At 41.9% G+C, this 19,484-nt stretch carries 11 protein-coding genes; 10 read left to right on the forward strand and 1 reads right to left on the reverse strand.

All coding sequences use genetic code 11. From position 1 onward, the window contains the following. Positions 1 to 1,055 precede the first annotated feature (1,055 nt). From CRO16_RS11055 to CRO16_RS11065, 3 genes are all read left to right on the forward strand, one after another. Entirely contained in the window at positions 1,056 to 4,502 is a 3,447-nt protein-coding gene (locus tag CRO16_RS11055; RefSeq protein ID WP_179670530.1) for a T9SS type A sorting domain-containing protein, read from the forward strand. Positions 4,503 to 4,902: 400 nt separating this feature from the next. Further along, positions 4,903 to 7,422, forward strand: coding sequence for a T9SS type A sorting domain-containing protein (locus CRO16_RS11060; protein WP_097056470.1), 2,520 nt, complete (start codon positions 4,903 to 4,905; stop codon positions 7,420 to 7,422). Between the two features lie 484 nt (positions 7,423 to 7,906). Further along, the gene (locus tag CRO16_RS11065; RefSeq protein ID WP_097056471.1) at positions 7,907 to 11,014 is read left to right on the forward strand and encodes a T9SS type A sorting domain-containing protein; all 3,108 of its coding nucleotides are present in this window, start codon (positions 7,907 to 7,909) and stop codon (positions 11,012 to 11,014) included. A gap of 125 nt (positions 11,015 to 11,139) precedes the next feature. On the opposite strand, the gene CRO16_RS11070 is transcribed toward CRO16_RS11065, so the two are convergent. Further along, positions 11,140 to 12,282 (reverse strand): acyl-CoA dehydrogenase, encoded by a 1,143-nt coding sequence (locus CRO16_RS11070; protein ID WP_097056472.1) that lies wholly within the window; start codon positions 12,280 to 12,282, stop codon positions 11,140 to 11,142. 89 nt (positions 12,283 to 12,371) lie between these two features. On the opposite strand from CRO16_RS11070, the gene CRO16_RS11075 reads away from it, so the two are divergent. The 7 genes from CRO16_RS11075 (at position 12,372) to CRO16_RS11105 (ending at position 19,408) form a co-directional block, all read left to right on the forward strand. Further along, positions 12,372 to 13,421, forward strand: coding sequence for an anhydro-N-acetylmuramic acid kinase (locus tag CRO16_RS11075; RefSeq protein WP_097056473.1), 1,050 nt, complete (start codon positions 12,372 to 12,374; stop codon positions 13,419 to 13,421). 67 nt (positions 13,422 to 13,488) lie between these two features. Continuing rightward, positions 13,489 to 14,715, forward strand: a complete 1,227-nt coding sequence (locus tag CRO16_RS11080; protein ID WP_097056474.1) for a Glu/Leu/Phe/Val dehydrogenase dimerization domain-containing protein — start codon at positions 13,489 to 13,491, stop codon at positions 14,713 to 14,715. 10 nt (positions 14,716 to 14,725) lie between these two features. Then, the gene (gene nhaD, locus CRO16_RS11085) at positions 14,726 to 16,099 is read left to right on the forward strand and encodes a sodium:proton antiporter NhaD (protein ID WP_097056475.1); all 1,374 of its coding nucleotides are present in this window, start codon (positions 14,726 to 14,728) and stop codon (positions 16,097 to 16,099) included. Positions 16,100 to 16,196: 97 nt separating this feature from the next. Then, positions 16,197 to 16,898 (forward strand): MotA/TolQ/ExbB proton channel family protein, encoded by a 702-nt coding sequence (locus CRO16_RS11090; RefSeq protein ID WP_097056476.1) that lies wholly within the window; start codon positions 16,197 to 16,199, stop codon positions 16,896 to 16,898. 1 nt (position 16,899) lies between these two features. After that, positions 16,900 to 17,292: an ExbD/TolR family protein gene (locus CRO16_RS11095; protein ID WP_097056477.1), complete on the forward strand. Its 393-nt coding sequence runs from the start codon at positions 16,900 to 16,902 to the stop codon at positions 17,290 to 17,292. A 111-nt stretch (positions 17,293 to 17,403) separates the two neighbouring features. After that, a complete protein-coding gene (locus CRO16_RS11100; RefSeq protein WP_394341408.1) occupies positions 17,404 to 18,186 on the forward strand; it encodes an energy transducer TonB in 783 nt (260 codons plus the stop codon). A gap of 4 nt (positions 18,187 to 18,190) precedes the next feature. Further along, entirely contained in the window at positions 18,191 to 19,408 is a 1,218-nt protein-coding gene (locus CRO16_RS11105; protein WP_097056479.1) for a bifunctional folylpolyglutamate synthase/dihydrofolate synthase, read from the forward strand. Positions 19,409 to 19,484: the final 76 nt, after the last annotated feature.

Below are 19,484 nucleotides of genomic sequence, written 5' to 3' on the forward strand. Positions count from 1 at the left end.
ACCCTTACAGCAATGTAAGGGTCTTTTTTTGTTTCAATTATTGGCATTGGAGAGTCCCGAGTCGCTGTCGCTCTCGGGATCAATTCCCACTTCTTGAAAGCCCGCGCCCTGCAGGCTTGTCTTTAAAGGTGGTCATTGATAGCCTGTCCTGAGCGAAGTCGAAGGATCGCCGCCCTGCCTGCCGGCAGGCAGGCTTTCTTTAGAAGCCTCAACAGCAATGTTGAGGCTTTTTTTATACGCTAAAGTTAAATGTGATTCCTGCTCTTTGCTGTCCTGTTTATCTGGTGGGAATGTTCCCAGGGCAGGGAGTATGGGAAATTAGTTTTCTACTACAGCTATGTGAAAACGAAATTTCTAATTATCACTTTATGGGTTTGGTTTCAGAAAGGCTGTATGGTTAACCGGTTCCATTGTTTCGGATTTCTGGTCTATACCCATAACACTCTTTAAGTTTATTTAAGCGTTAACCCTTCATTTTAAATGCAATTGCCAATTCTTCTTTCATATCATATTTCAGACTTTTACATTAGTCTAAATTGTACGCTAGGTTTAAAGAATGAACTATTAAAAAAGTCAAGGAAAAGCAGAAGTATTGCATAAAAAAATATAAAACTGAACCTTCAAAATGAATGCGGTAAATTTTGGAAATCATATTTAACAGAATAGCATCAACATATTAATAGCTTCTGTGAAATAGAGATAAATTTTTGGTCCAAACTCGCCCTATTTTTATTAGAAGTTTATATGCTGAATATATTATAAAATAATCTTGTAATGACCTGTAGATTAGTTTTTTATGATTATATTTATAATCAGGAATTTTTGAATTCCTGTAGCGCCCCTAACCACCTGTCAGGTGAGTAGTTCCCCCAACTTCGGATTATCCCCTGAAATGGTTTTTTCCATTTCGATGCTCTCTTTTCCACTCTTAGGGAAAAGTGTTTAACTATTATTTTCAGCTTATAATTTTTTGTTCCAGTAGCAAAGTTCCTGCTCCAACTCTGCTTGCTTAAATGCTGCGCTATGGCATTGTATTAACCATAAAAATTGGAACTATGAAAGAATTTACGTTTCCGGGAGGTCTTGCCACCGGTGAAGCAGTAGTAAATAGGACCGGACAGAATAGAAGAAATATTTTCTCTGTTCTTACTCTTGTCCTATTTTTCATTAGTACTAGCATTTTTGCTCAACATCCCTATGGATTTTTAGACGAAAATGTTCGTAATGACGACGGTAAGTTGGATTGGGAGGATATTTGGAATGCCCAACAACCTGATGGTGTGAATATCTTGCCAGCAGGAAGTGTAACTACAGATATTTTATTTGATGCTTTTGCACCAGATACTATTTATTTCGGAGGAAATACCAAAGACCACCTTCCTATAAGTGGATGGGATTGGCAAACTTCTAATGCCAGCTCAAGTGATAAGACTAATATTCTTGAATCTGGTGCCATTCTAATTGGTGGTAAAATCTATTTCTTTGGAAATAAATTTGCTGCCGAAGGAACAACCACCATTGGATTCTGGTTCTTTCAGGATGAAGTCCAAATTGACCCTGATGGAGGTTTTATTGGAGAACATACTATAGGTGACATTCTAATTGTTGCCGATGTTGAGCAGGGAGGTGCTGTTGGATTTTTAAGGGCCTATAGATATGTTGGGGAGGGCAATGGAGAATTGCCAAACAGCAATAAGGCTTTTAATGAACTCGACACTGAAATAGGTATTTTTGGAGATCTTTACGGAGTAGTCAACACTTTGGAGCAACCCACTCCATGGCCACACCAGTCCAAAAATTATCCTCCTAATTTATTGCCTCCAATTACCTTTTTTGAAGGCTTTATTGATATCGCTTCTTTAGGATTGGCGAATGCCTGTTTTTCATCTTTCCTTATGGAAACCAGATCTTCAAATCCCGTAAATGCAGCCCTTGAAGATTTCAATCTCGGAGGATTTAATGTTACTCCTTCCGTTAGTCTGGAAGGTCTTGTGATTTGTGAGGATGAGCTTCCGGCAAGTCTTACTGCTTCTGTAGAAGGAGGATTGGGAATCGTTGAGTACGAGTGGAGAAAAAATGGTGAGCTTCTTGGAGAGACCTCTTCCACCCTGGACATTCTCGACATCGAAGATGCAGGTTCATATTCAGTAATAGCAATAGGTGAAGGTATTGGAGGTGTAGGTAATTGTCCTTCCGAACCCGCTATAGCTAGTGTGACCATTAATCCATTAGCCATAGCCGATGCCGGGGATGACCAGGAAATTTGTATTGTTGATGGTTCGGAGACTGTTCAGTTGGCCGGTAGTATTGATGGCGGAGCCTCCAGTGCAAGTTGGTCCTCTTCTGGGGATGGTGATTTTAATGATGCTTCTGCCCTTGATGCAGTTTATACACCCGGAGAAAATGATCTAATCAATGGTACTGTAACTCTTACTCTTACTACAGATGATCCTGACGGTCCCTGTGATGCAGCTGATGATGACGTAGTTATCGAATTCTTTGAAGATCCGGTAGCCGATGCCGGTGAAGACCAGGAGATCTGTATCGTGGATGGTTCAGAGACCGTTCAGTTGGCCGGTAGTATTGACGGCGGTGCCTCCAGCGCAAGTTGGACCTCTTCTGGGGATGGTAATTTTAATGATGCCTCTGCCCTTGATGCAGTTTATACACCAGGTGAAAATGATCTAATCAACGGTACTGTGACCCTCACTCTTACTACAGATGATCCTGAAGGTCCCTGTGATGCAGCTGATGATGACGTAGTGATAGACTTCTTTGAAGATCCTACAGTCGCTGCCGGAGACGATCAATTTATTTGTATTGTTGATGGTTCAGAGACTGTTCAATTAGCCGGTAGTATCGATGGTGGTGCCTCCAGTGCAAGCTGGACCTCTTCTGGGGATGGTGATTTTAATGATGCTTCTGCCCTTAATGCTGTTTACACTCCAGGGGAAAATGACATCAGCAACGGTAGTGTAACCCTCACTCTTACTACAGATGACCCTGAAGGTCCCTGTGATGCCGCAGAAGATGATGTGGTCATTTATTTCTTTGAAGATCCGGATGCAGGTGAAGATGGCAGTGCTCAGTTCTGTTATGGAGATGCCAATTATTCTTCTGTAGATCTTTTTGATTTATTGCAAGGCAATCCCGATGAGGGCGGTTCCTGGATGGAAACCAGCATTACCAGTAGTGGATTGACCCTTGGAGATGGTAGTGGTTTAGATTTCACTATGGTTGAAGCCGGGGTATACATCTTTAAATATACCGTTGGTCCGGTTGGGGAAAATTCTACCTGTGAGCCCGATGACGCCACAGTGACCATAACCATAGACCCACTTCCTGATGTACCTGAATACCAAACTTCATTGGCCGACTGTCTTGGAGGTGATGGTGGTTTGGTTTTACTTAATGTGGGTGACAATATGTATTACAGTATAGATGGAGGTCCTTTTATCTTGTATGATGGAGAAATAGCCCTTGCTGTTGGCTTCTATGACATTAGAATTCGATATGATGAGGACGGCTGTATTTCTGAAGAATTTGAAGTCCAGATTCAAAGACCTAATGAAGATATAGTAACGCTTATTCCTGAAGTGACCCCACCTGATTGTGAGACTTTTATGGGAGCCATTATGATCACAAATGCTGGAGTGTTGGGTGACCTAAATTATACCGTCACCAATACAGATACCAGTACAGACTACTATTCCGGAGTCTCCTATCCAATGGGTGGTTTTACAGGACTCCCCGCAGGTAATTATTACATTAGTGCAATAAGTGATAATGGTTGTATTACCGGCAACGTCATGGTTACTTTAGATGAACCAATTTGTGATGATTTCGAAGGTTGTACTTTGGGTTACTGGAAAAATCATACCGATAGATGGTGTGATGCTTACAGAACCTGTGATATCTATGGCGATATCTTCCCTGGTGCACCATCACAACTTGCCAATTTGACCCTGCTTGAGGCACTCAACCTCGGAGGTGGCGGAGTCTACAATCTGGGAAGACAATCTGTTGCTGCGCTTCTAAACGCATGCAGTGAAGAGGTCAACTACGAACTGGCCACTCCACAGGATGTGATTAATTATGTAACAGCTCATTTTGCCAATGCAGGTGAAGCAGGCAGTTATTTAGACATGCTTAACAATGCGGGGGATTGCCCAATGGGAGGTTCAAGGGCTACCACAGCACCTTCTGATAACTGTAGCTCAGTCCCTGATTCTTTTGATGCCGCAGCAGGTATAAGTGTATCTCCTGTACCATTCAAAGATAAACTGAACATCAGGTACGAATTTGATTATAAGTCTGATGCTACTATCCAGATCTTTGATTTGAGAGGAAATCTGGTGAAAACTCAAAAAGAATCTAACGCATCATTTGGTAAGGTCACTGAGATCAATGCAGACTTCGTTCGCGGAGAACAGATGTATATTATTAAAGTAACTACTAATCAAGGTACATACACCAAAAATGTAGTTTCTGGAAAACAATAATTTTAATTTAAAACTATAGACAAAGCAGCCTGAAAAGGCTGCTTTTGTTTTTTTTAACTAAATCAGGCTTGTTTATCCCGGACCAAGTCTTTGATATAAAAATATATATTAAAATTTAACATACATACAACTCTGATTGTTAGAAATTTATGTAAATTCAGGTTGAGATTCACCACTGTTTAACAGTACTCTCCCGGTGAAGTTCAAACTCCTAGTTTTCATGGTTCCCTCCACCTGTTGTTGTTCTTCCTTTTTCTATTTCCTCCTTCAGAAAAAGATATTTCCCCCTTTTGAATTTTTTGTGAACTGCTTAATGCAGGAAGATCGCCCTGGTCTATCCTCTTGAAGTTACTCTCCTTTTTGTTCTGGTTAGTATTTATTAACCAAAACTTTATTAATTATGAAAAGTTTTACGATTGGATCATTCCCGCCAAAGGAAGGTGATCTGGAAAAAACAGTAAAGGTACAGACGAGTGGCTGGAGTAATTTTGTGGGAATAGCAATTTTGCTATTTATCTTTAGTTTAAACACTAATCTCTTTGCTCAACAACCCTCCATAAGTCTGGAGCAGGTGCGTAACGGTTCTGCAGATGATCCCTTGAATGGGGTTGATCCGCCAACCGAAGTTGTGAATTGGCAGAATGGGAATCTTGGGCCTGAGAATTCCCATTACTTTGAAGGGGCCTCCGTGCCTTATCGAGCAATAATGAAAAATTTACCTGCTGGTCAACCCGCCTATGTTATAATAGAATACGATATTAAACATAGTGGAAGCCATGCTCTGGATTATTTGACCCATTATGATAGAATTTGGCCCCATGAGTTGGCTTATGGCCATCCAGAAGAAGATATAAATCCGTTGATTGGTTATAGTGCATTGAGCGGAATCACTGCAAGTACCGCAATAATTCCAGTTCCCACTAAAAACAAGACTTTACCCTCTATTAATGGGCAACCAGGGATTTCTCAACCGGAAACCAGTGCCCAGGCTATAATGGGTACGGGAAGAGATATGACACTTTGGAACGGGACCATTACAGGTGTGTCATATGTTGCAGCGGTACCAGGGGATTTAGATGCAGAAAAGAGTGCGCAACAAGTGAGAGTAGATTTCATAACTGGTCCTGCAGGTGGTACTGCTATATTGGCTTGGGGTGGCCATATTGCTAATAGAAATGATTGGGATTACGGGGACGGAATGATTTATTCTGCCGGTGATATTTCCGGATCTCCCTATCATATGAGGCTCAAGGCTTGGGCTTTTGGTAATATTGGGAATGAAGACAGGTCATTAAAGGCAGAAGCTGTTATTGCCGCACCGGAATGCTCTCTTGAAGATACCAGAGTGTGCGAAGGAGAGACAAATATTGCATATACCGTTGATGAAGTAGATCCACAGTACCTGCCTGAATATCACTGGAGCATCGAAAGCACCTCTGGCGGTAGTTCAGATGCTGAATTTGATCCACAGCCAGGTTTAGGTGATTTAACAGTATATGTTGATGCAGGTAGTAATGATTTTGTGGTTAAATTAAATATTATTACCCCTTTTGGGAATGTTGAGTGTGAGTCAACTACTTATGTGGATAATAAAGTTACTGCTGGTACTGGTAAGAATGATGAATATTGTGAGAGCAATAGTGCTTTGTCCACAGTAGATTTATTTGCTTTGTTAGATGGTGAAGATGCAGGAGGTAAATGGACTGATTCTAATAATACAGAGGTTACCAGTCCGATAGATCTTAGTTCTAAGTCACCTGGCACCTATACTTATACTTATACTGTGACACCGACTTCACCTTCAGAATGTCCACCCGATAGTGAAAGCGTATCGATTCGGATAGATGGAACTGTTACAGCCGGTACAGGAAGTTCAGTAACATATTGTGAAGGTGATTCAGCACTATCAGGCTATGATTTATATTCGTTGCTTTCCGACGAAGGTCCTAATGGACAGTGGACAGATTCCAGTAATAACCCTGTTACCAGTCCGGTTGATTTGAGTTCAGCTTCTCCAGGTACCTATACTTACACTTATACTGTCACCCCGACTTCTCCTTCGGAATGTCTCCCAGACAATGAAAGTGTGAGTATAATTATTGAAGCATGCTGCTCTGATGAAACTGCTTACGCATATGGCACCCGTCAAAACTCAGGTCCTTTCTGTAACCAACCAGGAGGAGGAAATAACTGGGGATGGTCTATTGGTCTATTAAGCAAAGATACAGCCTATACTTTCGATATGTACGCAGGCGCTTCTAAATGTAATCCAAGTAGGGGAGTTGATGTTGGAGATGTTTCTATTAGTTATGAGCCGGGATTCTTTGTTGTGACTTTCCTAATTGAGGACAATATATCAGGAGAACATAATAAACTTCTTAATGCACAAGTATACATTGGTTGTCAGCAATTTCCTTCTTACTATGGTAGTCCTGGGCAGTACCCATTTAGGAATGTGCAGATTTCTTCGGATGAAACTTCAGGAATCATAAGAATTCCTTTAGGAGATATAACTTTCTGCAGTAATAACACATTCTATTTTATAGCTCACGCCGATGTTGATGTTTGTGAAGGAACGAGAGATCCTGCGCCAAGTACAGCAACTCTACAATCCACCCAATCCATCCAGGCAGAAAGCCTGAGTATAGAAACTGTGGAGAATGATGTGAGTGTGTCACCGGTACCATTTGATGAAGAGATCAATGTAAGTTATGATCTGAATTATACTTCAGATGTGACTATCGAGATCTTTGACTTCGGCGGCAACCTGTTGAGAACAGTGAAAGATAGCAATGTATCAAAAGGATCTTCTACCAGTATAGGAGTTGACTTCTCTATAGGAGCTAATCAAATGTACCTGTTGAGAGTTACTACAGATAGAGAGACTTTTGTTAAACAAATTGTTTCTTCTAAAAAGTAAAATTTAAAAAATATAATCTTAAAAGTAAAAGCAGCCGGAAACGGCTGCTTTTTTTATTGATTTATTTTCAAAATAAGCCGATACTTAATGTTTAAGTGGTTTGGAATTGAATTAAGACGAGATTAAATGTTTAACAAAATATTCTGAAAATCAACCTCTTGTGATAAAAATTTTGTTTTACATTTAGTGAAGGGATAATCGGACAAAAATTATTTTATCAAATTGTCTCCCCTGCTTGATCCTTCCCCCGGGTCATTACGTGAAACGGACGGCTCCTCCACCCACCGTAATTTTTATAAACTGAATTATTCAGGAAAACTCCCCCATGATCTGTTCCCCGCAGGTCACTATTCTTCTATTTCCCCAGGAAGAAAATTCCCCCTTTTTTGTTGCTATCAGATGTATTTATCTGACCGGATCGCCCTTGATCTATTTGCTTAATTGACTTGGTTCTTGGCTTTTATTAACCAAAAACTAATTAATTATGAAAGAAAGTACTTTAAATCCTCTGACGGGTCAGGGGAAGAAGACATGGAATGTAAAGAGGAGTTTTTCTGGTGTGTTTACAGCAATACTTCTTTTATTCCTCATTCCTTCCACATTTGCCCAGGGCACAGGTCCCTGTGATGGAGGAAGATGGCAGGGTGGAGCCTCTTGGAATCCCGATGGTTCTATAAATGACAGACCCAATGCACCGGCACCTAACGGTATTATTCGTTGTGGTAGTTCTGCTGAAACTCAGTCGAATATCCTGCCATTTAAGAACACCGTTTACACCCCCGAAGTCTTTGAGATTGACATTTCTTCTCAAACTGGTTGTGTGGATCCAAGTACCGGCATAGTCACCTATCCAAACAATCCAACCCCTGGAGAACCTGTGATCTGGCTGAATTTCGACGTACGGGCATATTCCGGAAATTTTGAAATTCAGATAAATGATAATGCCGGTGATAATATAGCCTGGGCTCTGTATGTTTCCCTTGACCATACTTCAAGTGTTGGAAATAACGGGCTTAGTGGGAATTGTGAAAATTTACAATTGGAAGCTGTCTCTTGTGGAGTTGAAAGTTCCAATACCTGGAATGCAATTCCTATTGCAGGAGTGGACTTTTTAGAGTCCACTAACTTTTATCTTGCAATCTGGGATCAGGATGCTGACGGGGAACTGAATGTAAATAACTTCAAAGCCCGTTATGGATGTGGAGAAGCAGATCTTTGCTCCCTCAGCGTAGGAGATCCCGAAATATCTTGTGTTGTTGATGGTACATATTCTGTTACTGTGCCTATAGATGGTGTTAATGCACAGTATAGTGCCAGTGATCCTAACGCTTTATCTATTTCTGAAGATGTATGTTTAGGTAATCTTGGAGAGGGTGGAGCTATTTCCGGGTCCTTTACGCTAACCTATAATGAAGGTACAGACTATAATATTGATATAGTTGCTGTGTCTCCACCGGAAATTCCATGTACAGATCCTTTCAATCCTACCCAGTGCACGGGTAATGTAAGTGGGGAATCTCCTGTAAGTATAAATGTTATTGCTGATGATGACTCCGTTTGTATTGGAAGTTCCGTTCAGCTGTCAGCGAGCCCTGCAGGAGGAACCTGGAGTGGAAACCATGTGAGTGTCTCCGGGTTATTCGATGCAGAGGGATTGGCAGTCGGGCCTTATGATGTAACTTATACAGTAATGGATTCAGAAGGATGTGAATTCTCTGATACTGCCACAGTTACAGTTGATGCTCTTCCTGTTGTTACTGCCGATGATGATTCGGTTTGTATTGGAAGTACAGTGCAGTTATCAGCCAGTCCTGCTGGAGGAACCTGGAGTGGAGATCACGTTAGTTCAGGAGGTTTGTTTGATGCCGCTGGTTTAGCCGCTGCTGATTATGTGGTGACTTATACTTATAGCGATGGCAATGGTTGTGAGAACAGCGATACCGCTACCGTTACAGTTGATGCTCTTCCTGTTGTTACTGCCGATGATGATTCGGTTTGTATTGGAAGTACAGTGCAGTTATCAGCCAGTCCTGCTGGAGGAACCTGGAGTGGAGATCACGTTAGTTCAGGAGGTTTGTTTGATGCCGCTGGTTTAGCCGCTGCTGATTATGTGGTGACTTATACTTATAGCGATGGCAATGGTTGTGAGAACAGCGATACCGCTACCGTTACAGTTGATGCTCTTCCTGTTGTTACTGCCGATGATGATTCGGTTTGTATTGGAAGTACAGTGCAGTTATCAGCCAGTCCTGCTGGAGGAACCTGGAGTGGAGATCATGTTAGCGCAAGCGGATTATTTGATGCCGATGGTTTAGCCGCTGCTGATTATGTGGTGACTTATACTTATAGCGATGGCAATGGTTGTGAGAACAGCGATACTGCCACAGTTACGGTTAATGCCATACCAGTGGTAACTATTGTAATGCCTCCAATAGACTGCTTCGCTGAAGAAGGATCTGTAGCAGTAACTTCCAGTACAGATGGCCTGGAATTTCAGCTTGATGGTGGAGACTGGTTCACTTATTCCGGACCTATTGATGTAGCGCCAGGTGCTCATACTTTGGTAGCACGTGATGCCGTTACTTTATGTGAATCTGAAGATGTGCCATTTACTATTTCGCCACTTCCTGATTCTCCTGTAACACCAACTCTGGATGCTATTCAACCAACATGTGAAGTTCCTACCGGTACTATTATAGTGACTTCAAGAACAGATCTGCAATTCTTTGTAGCACTGGTGGAAGATCTTCCTTTTATCGATCCGCTATATGTAGATTATCCAATGGGAGGTTTCAGTGGACTTGCCCCCGGGGAATATGCTGTCTTTGCATTGAGTGCAGATGGTTGTGAATCCGGAATGGCCACAATAACCCTTATGGAGCCAGAGTGTCCCGAATATGAAGGCTGTACCTTAGGTTACTGGAAGAACCATACCGACAGATGGTGTGATGAGTACCAAACCTGTACAGAGTACGGACTAGTATTTGAAAACGCACCCGATGAATTAGCTACTTTAACATTGCTTGAAGTGCTTAATCTTGGCGGTGGCGGCATCTATAACCTGGGCCGTCAGTCTGTAGCTGCATTGTTGAATGCTTGCAGTGATGGAGTGGACTACGAATTAGAGACTACTGCAGATGTGATAGCATATGTGAATGCCAACTTCTGGGATGCAGGCAATGCTGGTTCTTATCTTGATATGTTGAATAATGCAGGCTGTACTATGGGAGGCTCCAAAGCAACTACCGCACCTTCTGAAGGATGTGATGAGGAAGTTGATAGTGGAAAAGGAAATAAAGGTAACAATGGCAATGGCAATCCGAAAGCTGTGTCAGAAGTGACTGTTTATCCTGTACCATTCAGAGAATCTGTTAATCTCAAGTTTGATATGGACTACACTTCCAATGTCAAGATCGAGGTATTCGACATGAAAGGAAACCATTTGAGAACCTATAACCAATCCAATGTTGGTTCTGGTTCCGTCGTTTCTTTAAACATTGATTTTGCGATTCAGGCAAATCAAATGTATGTTCTTAAGATCTTTACCGGTCAGGAAATAATTGTTGAAAGGATTGTTTCTGCCAAAAAATAAAGTTTATTAATCATTCAAATAAAAAAAGCAGCCGGCGACGGCTGCTTTTTGTTTTTAACTTTTTACGTTTCGTTCTCCTCTTCAGAAGATCAAATAAGAAATTCGTGAATTCGTGGCAAAAGATCTTAATCTCTCAGAATACTTCTGGAAATAACTATTTTCTGAATTTCTGAAGTTCCCTCGTAGATCTGTGTGATCTTGGCATCTCTCATTAGTCGCTCTACGTGGTACTCTTTAACGTATCCGTTTCCACCATGTACCTGTACCGCCTCAATGGTCACATCCATCGCAGTTTTGGAAGCGAAAAGTTTTGCCATGGCACCGCTTAGATCATAATTCTCTCCATTATCCTTATCACAGGCAGCTTTCATCACCAGGTGACGGGCAGCTTCGATTGAAGTATGCATGTCGGCCAATTTAAAAGCAATTGCCTGGTGGTTCATGATCTCTGTGCCAAATGCCTTACGCACTTTTGAATATTCTCTTGCAAGTTCATAAGCTCCGGCAGCAATTCCCAAGGCCTGGGCAGCGATCCCGATTCTTCCGCCGGAAAGGGTTTTCATTGCAAATTTAAATCCGAAGCCGTCTTCTCCTATTCTATTCTCCTTCGGAACCTTCACATCATTAAAGTTTAATGAATGTGTATCACTTCCGCGGATTCCCAGTTTCTGTTCTTTAGGTCCTATCTCAAAACCTTTACTTCCCTTTTCAACAATAAAGGCGTTAATACCTTTATGCTTAAGTTCAGGATGCGTTTGTGCGATCACCAGGTAAAAATCTGCAGAACTTCCGTTAGTGATCCAGTTTTTGGTCCCGTTCAAAACATAGTGGTCATCTTTTTCAATGGCCGTTGTCTTTTGAGAAGTGGCATCACTACCAGCTTCAGGTTCCGAAAGGCAAAATGCCCCTATAGATTCCCCTGTGGCAAGTTTGGTAAGGTATTTTTGCTTTTGCTCTTCATTTCCGAATTTCTCCAATCCCCAGCATACCAAAGAATTGTTGACAGACATGACCACAGAAGCCGAAGCATCGATCTTCGAGATCTCCTCCATGGCCAACACGTAAGACACCGTATCCATTCCGCCGCCGCCGTATTCGGGAGAGACCATCATTCCCAAAAATCCGAGTTCCCCCATCTTTTTGATCTGTTCTTTCGGAAACTCCTGTTTTTCGTCTCTTTCGATCACTCCGGGCAGCAATTCACTCTTTGCAAAATCGCGTGCCGCATCGCGGATCATGATATGTTCTTCGGTTAAATTAAAATCCATTCGGTAATTTTTTAGAAATGTTGAATTTTGGTTGCCAAAGATACCGTTTTACAAGCATTTTTTCAATTGAGTTGGCTATTTTTACCGGCATGAAAAAAAATAACTATAACGTTATCGGACTTATGTCGGGAACCTCTCTCGATGGGATTGATTTGGCACACGTTAATTTCACTTTTTCTGAAGGCTGGAACTATAGAATTTTTGCTGCGGAAACCATTCCTTATTCAGCAGCCTGGCAAAAAACCCTTTCGGAAGCTGTTTTTTACGACGACCTCCGCCTGAAGGAGCTTAACGAAGATTATACGGCATATTTAGCTGAAGTCATTGCTGAATTTCTTTCCAGGAATAACATTTCTGAAGTGGATGCGATCTGCAGTCATGGCCACACCATTAAACATGAGCCACAAAATGGATTTACTTTACAAATAGGGAACCTTCCGAAGCTGGCGACGACATTGAAAAAGACCGTAGTATGTGATTTTAGGGTGCAGGACGTGGAATTGGGCGGGCAGGGAGCTCCTCTGGTACCCATAGGGGATGAATTTTTGTTCCCGGAATTTGATTATTGCCTCAACCTGGGTGGATTTGCCAATGTTTCTACACGTGAAAACGATACCCGCCTCGCCTATGATATTTGCGCCGTTAATACGGTGCTCAACTGGTTGGCTAACAAAATGGACCTCGCCTTTGACGACGATGGAAAAATTGCAGCAACAGGAATGACTGATAGTGATCTACTGGAAAAGCTGGAAAAATTGCCATTTTACGACCTCCAACCTCCTAAATCTTTGGGAATAGAGTGGGTAAATGCACATATTTTTCCACTTTTTGAAGGGAAGAAGGATATAGCTTCAGCTTTAAATACCTATACAATTCACGCGGGCAGGGAAATAGGGAAATCTTTAGCAGGGGGAAAGGTTTTAGTGACAGGCGGCGGTACTTTTAATTCATTTTTGATCTCCCAGATCCAGAAGAATACTTCTGCAGAAATTATTCTTCCCCCTGCAGAAACGGTGAATTATAAAGAGGCTCTCATTTTTGCATTTTTGGGAGTTCTTAAATTACGGGAAGAGATCAATGTTTTAAGCTCAGTGACAGGGGCTTCCAGGGATCATTCATCGGGAGTTATATATTCCTGATTCATGATCGAAATCAACTTTTAGAGAAAATTACTTAATTATATTTGCATCAAATTTTATCATCATTATGAAGGAATTATTGAATTTATATCAAAATAAAGCACCGGAAATTGTATTTAATTGGAAAGATCCGGAAACTGACGCCGAAGGTTGGGCAGTGATCAATTCTCTTAGAGGGGGAGCAGCAGGTGGCGGTACCAGGATGAGAAAAGGTCTTGACATGAATGAAGTGTTGTCTTTGGCGAAGACAATGGAGGTAAAATTTACAGTTTCAGGTCCTGCAATTGGTGGGGCAAAGTCGGGAATTAATTTTGATCCCAATGATCCCCGCAAAAAAGGAGTATTGGAGCGTTGGTTTAAAGCTGTATCTCCACTTCTAAAGAATTATTACGGTACCGGTGGTGATCTCAATGTTGATGAAATTCATGAAGTAATTCCTATTACTGAAGATTCCGGAGTGTGGCACCCGCAGGAAGGGGTCTTTAACGGACATTTCAAACCAACCGAAGCAGATAAGATCAACCGTATTGGCCAGCTGCGCCAGGGAGTGATAAAAGTGCTTGAAAATCCTAAATTCTCTCCGGATGTTTCCCGGAAATATACAGTTGCCGATATGATCACCGGTTATGGAGTAGCCGAAGCCGTGCGCCATTATTATGATATCTATGGAGGTAACGTGCAGGGGAAAAAGGCAATTGTTCAGGGATTTGGAAACGTAGGATCTTCAGCAGCCTATTACCTGGCCCAGATGGGAGCTAAAGTTGTGGGGATTATTGACCGCGTAGGAGGGGTCATCAATGAAGACGGTTTCACCTTTGAAGAAATGCGGGAACTCTTCCTAAACAAGGAAGGCAATACCTTAAAGAGTGACAACATGATTTCTTTTGAAGAGGTCAATGATCGCATCTGGTCTTTAAACGCCGAAATCTTTGCACCCTGTGCTGCATCACGATTGATCACAAGAGAACAGGTAGATAAAATGGTAGCTTCCGGCCTGGAAGTGATCTCCAGCGGTGCCAATGTACCATTTTCCGATAAAGAAATTTTCTTTGGTCCCATCATGGAATATACAGATGAGCGAATTAGTGTGCTTCCCGATTTCATAGCCAATTGCGGCATGGCCAGGGTGTTTGCTTATTTTATGGAGCGTAGGGTCCAAATGACAGATGAGGCAATCTTTAATGATACTTCGATTACCATTAGAAATGCAATTCAAAACACCTTCAGCAATAACAGCAGCAAAACAAACATCAGTAAAACTGCGTTTGAAGTTGCTTTGAAAAAGCTGGTATGATTTTTTTAAAATGATCTCTTTAATAATAGTTGTCTTTATTATTGGTTACCTGGCGATCACGCTCGAGCATCCTTTGCAACTGGATAAAGCTGTTTCGGCCCTTTTAATGTCTACAATAATTTGGGGGGTGATTGCATTTGGATTTAATAACGGCTGGCTCTCTGTTGTAGATGCGCATGGGGAGGTTTTTAACATCAATAGAGGCGATCTTCATGATCAATTGTGGGGTTTTAAGGCAAATCTTATGCACCACTTTAGCACCGTAAGCGAAATTCTTTTCTTCCTTATTGGAGCAATGACTATTGTAGAGATCATTGACCTTCACCGGGGTTTTGCAATTATTAAAAAAACTATAACTACCACTAATAAAAAGAAACTCCTGTGGGTGTTGGGATCGCTGGCCTTTATTCTTTCAGCAATTATCGACAACCTTACTGCAACAATTATCCTTGTGACGCTGCTGCGGAAGCTGGTTCCAAAAAGGGATTACCGGGTATGGTTCGCCGCTTTGATTATAATTGCAGCAAATGCAGGTGGTGCCTGGTCTCCTATTGGAGATGTTACTACCACCATGTTATGGATCAACAATAAAGTTACCGCGCCGGGACTGGCTGAACATTTGATCCTTCCGGCATTGGTATGTTTTATTATCCCCTTTGCTATCGCCGGAAGATTGAAGGCTTTTAAAGGGGAAACTGTCCTGAAGCGAAAGGTGATCGATGATGACGAGGAACGCCTTTTGAGCAGTCGTACCATGCTTTATACAGGATTGGGGGCCATACTTTTTGTTCCTATTTTCAAGGAAATAACCGGGCTTCCGCCGTACATCGGAATGCTTTTTAGCCTTAGTGTAGTTTGGTTGCTTTCCGAATATGTTAAGCCGGTAAAGAATCTCAGCAAAAACGAAAAGAATCTTTACTCAACACATAAAGCCTTATCAAATATTGAATTTTCGAGTATCCTGTTCTTCCTTGGGATCCTGCTTGCCGTAGCCGGCCTGGAAAGCCTGGTATTTGGTGTTGTTGGAGGTAATGAAGTGGGTACTTTATACTACGCAGCCACACAGTTGTCTGAAACTATTCCCAGTATGGATGTGGTAGTGGTGATCCTGGGCGGACTTTCAGCAGTGATAGATAACGTGCCACTTGTAGCTGCATCTATGGCAATGTATGATTTTCCGGTAGATGACAGGATCTGGCATTTCATTGCTTATAGTGCCGGAACGGGCGGAAGCCTGCTTGTGATAGGGTCTGCAGCGGGAGTGGCAGCCATGGGAATGGAGAAAATTAATTTTATGTGGTATCTTAAAAATATTGCACCTTTGGCCTTGTTCGGATTCCTGGGAGGCGCAATAAGTTTTGTGATCCTTTCCAGTTTCTTTTAAAGATTATTCCCGCCAATTAGGTTGTAAAAAATCAAAGGCTGATTATCTTTACAATTAAAATTAGATTCTCACGTTACATAAAAAACCATTTACACAAATGCTAAACTTTTTTCAGGAGGACGGTCTTGCCGAGGCAGCTCAGGAGGTAGAACCGGTAGTAGAGGAAAAAACCCTCTCTTTATTTGATCTATTTTTAAGTGGTGGAGTAGGAGGTCAAATAATCATTTTAATTCTCTTTATCCTTTTGTTCGCAGCCATTTACATCTATTTCGAGAGGTTGTTTGCTATCAAGGCAGCTTCAGAAACCGATAATAATTTCATGCACCAGATCAAGGACAGTGTTCTTAATGGTAACATTGAATCTGCACGTATTCGTTGTGCTCAGGCAAATTCCCCTGTGGCCCGCTTAACGGCTAAAGGTCTGGACCGAATTGGTAGTCCTTTGGAAGATATCAACACGGCTATAGAAAATGCCGGCCGTCTGGAAGTATATAAACTTGAGAAGAACGTAAGTGTACTTGCAACTATTGCAGGTGCTGCTCCTATGATCGGGTTCCTTGGAACGGTTATAGGGATGGTAATCGCTTTCCATGAACTGGCTACAAGTAGCGGACAGGCAGAAATGGGAGCTCTGGCAGAAGGTATTTATACTGCTATGACAACAACCGTTGCAGGTTTGATTGTGGGTATCATCGCATATATAGGGTATAACCACCTGGTTGTGAAAACCGATAAAGTAGTACACCAAATGGAGGCTACCGCGGTAGATTTCCTTGACCTTCTAAACGAACCCGCTTAATATGAATTTAAGAGGAAGAAATAAAATCAGTCCGGAATTCAGTATGAGTTCCATGACCGATATTGTATTTCTGTTGTTGATCTTTTTTATGCTAACCTCTCCCGCAATTACACCGGAAGCGCTTGACCTTATCCTTCCAAAGGCAAAGGGAAAAACTACCACCAAACAAAATGTGGCCGTGAGCATAACAAAAGACCTGCAGATCTATATTGATAAGGAAAGAGTGAGCAGCAGCTCCCTGGAGGCAAGGTTACAACAAGCTTTGAGTGGTGTTGAAGATCCAACAATCATTCTTCGGGCAGAAGAAGGGGTGCCAATAGAAAGGGCAGTTAATGTTATGGACATAGCGAACAGGAATCGATACAAGATTGTGCTCGCAGTAAAACCCGAATAATTTTTCCCTTTTTTCAGCAGAGACAGCTATTGTGGAACTAAGTTTGCTGAATAAAAATTTCAATAAATCAAAAGAGTGAAATACCTGGAAACAGAATACGAACGCAAATCCATGGCAATTACGGTAGTTTTACACGTGTTGCTCATTTTGCTATTGCTGTTTTTTGGCTTTACTTATCTAGATCCTCCACCCGAAAATGGAATAGCTATCAATTTCGGAACTTCAGATGTCGGCTCCGGTAATGAACAACCTTTAGAGCCGGTGAAGTCTTCTCCTCAACAAACCAGCACCCCTGTTACTCCTGTAGAAACAAATATTAAAGAAGAGGTGGTAACTCAGGAAACCGAGGAAGCACCCGTGATCGAGAAGAAAAAAGAAGAGAAGGTGGTTCAAAAGGTGGAAGCACCGGTGAAAAAAATTGAAGAACCGCCCAAAAAACCCGATCCTCAACCGTCAAAGTCCACTACAGATGCTTTGAGCAGCATCCTTAATGGTCCTGTAAGCGATGGGCAGGCGAGAGGTGGAGAAGGCAATGACGAGGCTGCAGGCGACAAAGGAAGTCCCGACGGTGATCCTAATGCAAAATCCTATTACGGTACCGGAATGGGACTCGACGGAGATGGAAATTACCGTCTCGGAGGCCGTAAAGCTTTAAACAAAGAGAAATTCGTTCAGGATTGCAATGAATCGGGAATTGTGGTGGTACAGATCGAAGTAGATCGCAACGGTACAGTTACCCGTGCAATACCCGGCGTTAAAGGAACTACCAATAATGCTACGTGTTTGACCGATCCTGCGAAGAGAGCAGCTCTGGCCACACGTTTTAACAGCGATTCCAAGGCTCCTGCCAAGCAGGTGGGAACCATTATCTATAATTTCAAACTTTCCGAATAACTTGATGACCTATTCTGAAACTGTTGAATGGATGTTTCAGCAGTTACCCATGTACCAGATGGTGGGAAGCAAGGCTTATAAAGTTGATCTTTCCAATATCAATAAATTGGTACAACAACTGAATAATCCCCATCATCATTTCAAAACTATCCATGTTGCCGGCACTAATGGCAAAGGTTCGGTTTCGCACATGTTGGCTTCTGTACTGCAGGAAAGCGGATATAAAGTTGGGCTTTACACCTCTCCTCACTTAAAGGATTTTCGTGAACGCATAAGGATCAATGGCGAAATGATCCCGGAAGCTGAAGTCGTAAAATTTATAGCAGAAAATAAAAGCTTTTTTAGGCAGGAAAGTTTGAGCTTTTTTGAAATGACAGTGGGAATGGCCTTTCAATTCTTTGCTGAAGAAGAAGTGGATATTGCGGTAATAGAGGTGGGCCTGGGCGGAAGATTGGATTCTACAAATATTATTACTCCTCAAATTTCTGTGATCACCAATATTGGATTTGATCACATGAGCATCCTGGGGAATACCCTTCCTGAGATTGCTGCGGAAAAAGCGGGGATTATTAAAAAGCAGGTTCCGGTGGTCATCGGGGAATATCAGGAAGAGACCTTTCCTGTTTTTAAACGTACTGCTGAAGATAAAGATTCGCCTCTATATCTTGCCGAAGATTTCACCGGAGAAGTCTATACTTCCGAACTAAAAGGACATTATCAAAAAAAGAATATACGAACGGTTTCTATGGCGCTGAAAGTGCTCAACGAAGCCGGTTGGGATATTACTCCTGAAGCTGCTGAAAGAGGCTTCAAAAATGTCATTTCTAACACCGGACTCCGCGGTAGGTGGGATGTGTTACAGGAACACCCAAAGGTAATCTGTGATACTGCCCATAATAAAGAAGGATTGGTCTACGCCCTGAAGCAGTTGCAGGAGGAAGAATTTAATGATCTTTACATGGTGATTGGGGTGGTGAATGATAAGGATCTGGAGGCAGTGCTGCCTTTATTTCCAAAAACAGCAATTTATTTTTTTGCAAAACCCAATGTTCCACGGGGGCTGGACGCTAAGATCCTCCGGCAAAAAGCTGGTGAAAAAGGCCTTTTTGGGGAGGCATTTAATTCAGTTTCTGAAGCTTACGAAGCAGCGCTTGCAAAGGCGTCTTTTAATGATATTATCTACGTTGGAGGCAGTACTTTTACAGTGGCAGAAATAATTTAATTTTTTTTGAAATTATTCTTTGCATAAATGAAATTGTAGTCTATATTTGCATCCGCATTCAGAGAGATACACACGC

The sequence above is a fragment of the Salinimicrobium sediminis genome (assembly GCF_900215295.1).
Classification (GTDB): domain Bacteria; phylum Bacteroidota; class Bacteroidia; order Flavobacteriales; family Flavobacteriaceae; genus Salinimicrobium; species Salinimicrobium sediminis.